Source organism: Mesorhizobium sp. M7A.F.Ca.US.002.01.1.1, from assembly GCF_004022955.1.
GTDB lineage: Bacteria > Pseudomonadota > Alphaproteobacteria > Rhizobiales > Rhizobiaceae > Mesorhizobium > Mesorhizobium ciceri.
Map to the genome: position 1 here is coordinate 1 of NZ_RZQE01000648.1, position 2677 is coordinate 2677.

Genomic DNA, 2677 nt, shown 5'->3' on the forward strand with positions numbered 1-2677 from the left:
GGGGGATGCGCACCATGTGTCGGCGATGACCAGTCGATGCCCGTCCGCGTGAACGTCTGCGCCCGCCGTCCTCTCGAGTCAACCTGGGGAGAATTCGACCATGGAACACAGTTTGGCTGAAAATAGCGGCGCGGCTCTCCCGCGATCGCCTGGGTCGCGGCGGCCCTTGCATGATATGGACCGTCTAGCTGCCGATAGTTGGGCTTCGCCATTTGCTCGGCTATAGTTAGAACCATCTATGGCTCAAAGCCCCTCCAGCATCATCGGTTCGCCGGCTCAAGGATCAGGTAAGTTCCGGCGCCACCTCAGTGATCATCCCACTGACGCGGAGGGAAGCCCCGCTTTGAACTGCACATTTTACGTCGCGGACCCCATGTCGGTCTGGTCGCCGTGTTAGCCGACGCTAAATCAGAGCGATGCGACACTTCTTGCTGGGCCTTACAGTCTGTCTCTATTGCACCACATTGCTTCGGGCCGAAGCATGGCAGCCCTTTGGCGTCCGGCAGCTTGGCTTTACATTCGATATTCCTCCAGGTTTCGTCCTCACCCAGCACTCGGATCAAGGCGCGGCTTTTCTGGGGCCGAGAGAAGCGTCCCTAGTCGTTTGGGGCGGACGATTGGGCAAAGCCAGTTTTCGCGCCGAGATCGAGCACCGCATGATAGAGGACAAAAAGTCCGGTTGGCGACTGACCTATCGGCGCATAACATCCAGATGGGCAAGCTACTCGGGTGTCAAGAATGGCGAGATCCGCTATGTCCGCGCAATCACGGTCTGCGGCGACCGCGCCGCGCTTTTCATAATTAATTACAGGAAATCGGAAAAGAAACCATATGACCCTGTTGTCGTGCGGATGGTCCGGTCCCTGAAGGCACAGGGCTGCTAAGTGGGGGGTGGGCAACGCGGACTGCTGCGCCCTGAGCTGCGGCCGCGTGATCCGCACGCTCAGGCAGTCGGCCTTGCGGCTGTTTCCAAATGGTGCATCCCAGACGTGGGAAGACGACGCGGAGAGCATCTCCCGACCGCTTCTTGCAACGGAGGGGCGATCATTTCCATTACTATCGCCGTGTGCTCAGAGGGGTCAGAGACGAGAGCTGCGTGTTCGTGCGCCGCGCCCTCGACACCACTGACCGTATAAAATCCGCACGCCAGAGATTTTCGCGAGGCTGCTGACGATGCCTTGTAGGCATCGTTGATGCTGGGCGAAATCCACAAGCAGCGCGTGTCCGATACCGCCCATGCCGTGTCTCTGGATTTGTCTATCAGCCTCTCGCAGAGATATTGGTCGCCGGGCTCCTCGGCACGATCCTGCGGACTAGCCGAGAGCACGATAGGCGAGCCTGCCAAATCATCATCTGTTGACGCGGTCGGCGGCCGTCGAGAACAATACACACTGTCTATTCACCGCGCCACTCGTTCGAAGACCGCATGAAGAACGGTAGGCTCGGCGAGGAGCTTCGGCGCATGTTGATGGGCTACCCGATCTACCGGCCGAAATATGGCGAGGACGGCGACATGAAGATGTGGCAACAGGAACTATGAAGATCGTGTGGCCGCTCGATCCTGGGATCGTATGACCCGCTGACGCACTGCGGCAAGACGTTCTTCCTTCGCCCAGTGGTCCTGCAAGGCGCGTTCCAAGTGGTCGTATAACGGGAGCCATGCCTCACCATGGTCACCTCGTGCCACAATGATTTCGGCGACGCGGTCGAGTACTCGCTCAATCCGCTGTGCCGTGACTGGTCGAGGCGTGGGCGAGTCTCGCCTCACGGCTTCGCCCGTCCGCAAGGCCATGAATGCACCATGCCTTATGTGTAGCGGACTTTTTTGGTGCAGTGAAGGCCTGCATTCGGCTTGAGCTGCAATCGGCGGCTGCGGCTTGCAGATGTGAAAGGCTCTTTGCTCATCGGGGTTGGCAGCGGGAGGGCGATCGTCCGCAGCCCCCGAATACGATAGCGCGAGTTGCCGGCGCAGCCCGTCCGTCATCTGGTCAACCGAGCCTCTCCTCCTCGTGAGCGCGTGGCAGATTGTTTGCTGCGGCGGCGTGATTGCCGCCGCAGAGAGTTTTAACGGTTAGTTCGTGTGCACTGCCAATCTTCGGCCCTGTCATCCAAGACGGCGCCAAGGGAACGTCTTCGATCACACCCACCCTGCGTGCCCAGGTCGCAAACGCCTTGTGCGCGGCCTCGACCGACTTGCGACCATCATACGCCGAGTAGCATGTATCACAGGCCGCTCCGTGGAGAAGGCCGCGCCTTTCGACCGGCCATTCTTCCAGAAATTCTATGGCATCCATGACGCAACCGATCTTTTTGAGGACGAAACTGTCATCTCGCACGAAAATCGGCTGTTTGAACGTAGCGCTCTCCATCGTGACCTCCCTTCAAGCCCTAAAGCGGCGCTTGTGTCTCTTCGGGTGACGCAGGATGATTCCTCGGCAAAACATGCCGGTCTGCGTGACGCCTTCGGCACAGAGAGGATATTGGAAATGGCTCTTTTCAGTTCAAGAGAGAATTGGCCGGCCGAGCCCAGCAGCCTCTTGGCAATTGGCACCTCATCCCGCTGCCAGCGCGTCTGTCCGCGAGGCCCTCGGCCCACCAACCTGCACGTCGGCGATCTTGCCGTCGCGTAGCAAGGCCTCTAACCGGCGTAGCAGTGTAGATAGACTGGAAGAGGATC

The 2677-nt window shown here is 59.4% G+C and carries 1 protein-coding gene; it reads right to left on the reverse strand.

Going from position 1 to position 2677, the window contains the following annotated elements:
• Positions 1 to 1988: 1988 nt before the first annotated feature.
• Positions 1989 to 2369, reverse strand: coding sequence for a DUF982 domain-containing protein (locus EN932_RS33485; protein ID WP_024505614.1), 381 nt, complete (start codon positions 2367 to 2369; stop codon positions 1989 to 1991).
• Between the last annotated feature and the right edge of the window lie 308 nt (positions 2370 to 2677).

Excerpts from the sequence above, each read along its gene's own strand:
- EN932_RS33485 (WP_024505614.1), bottom strand. The coding sequence starts at position 2,369 with ATGGAGAGCGCTACGTTCAAACAGCCGATTTTCGTGCGAGATGACAGT.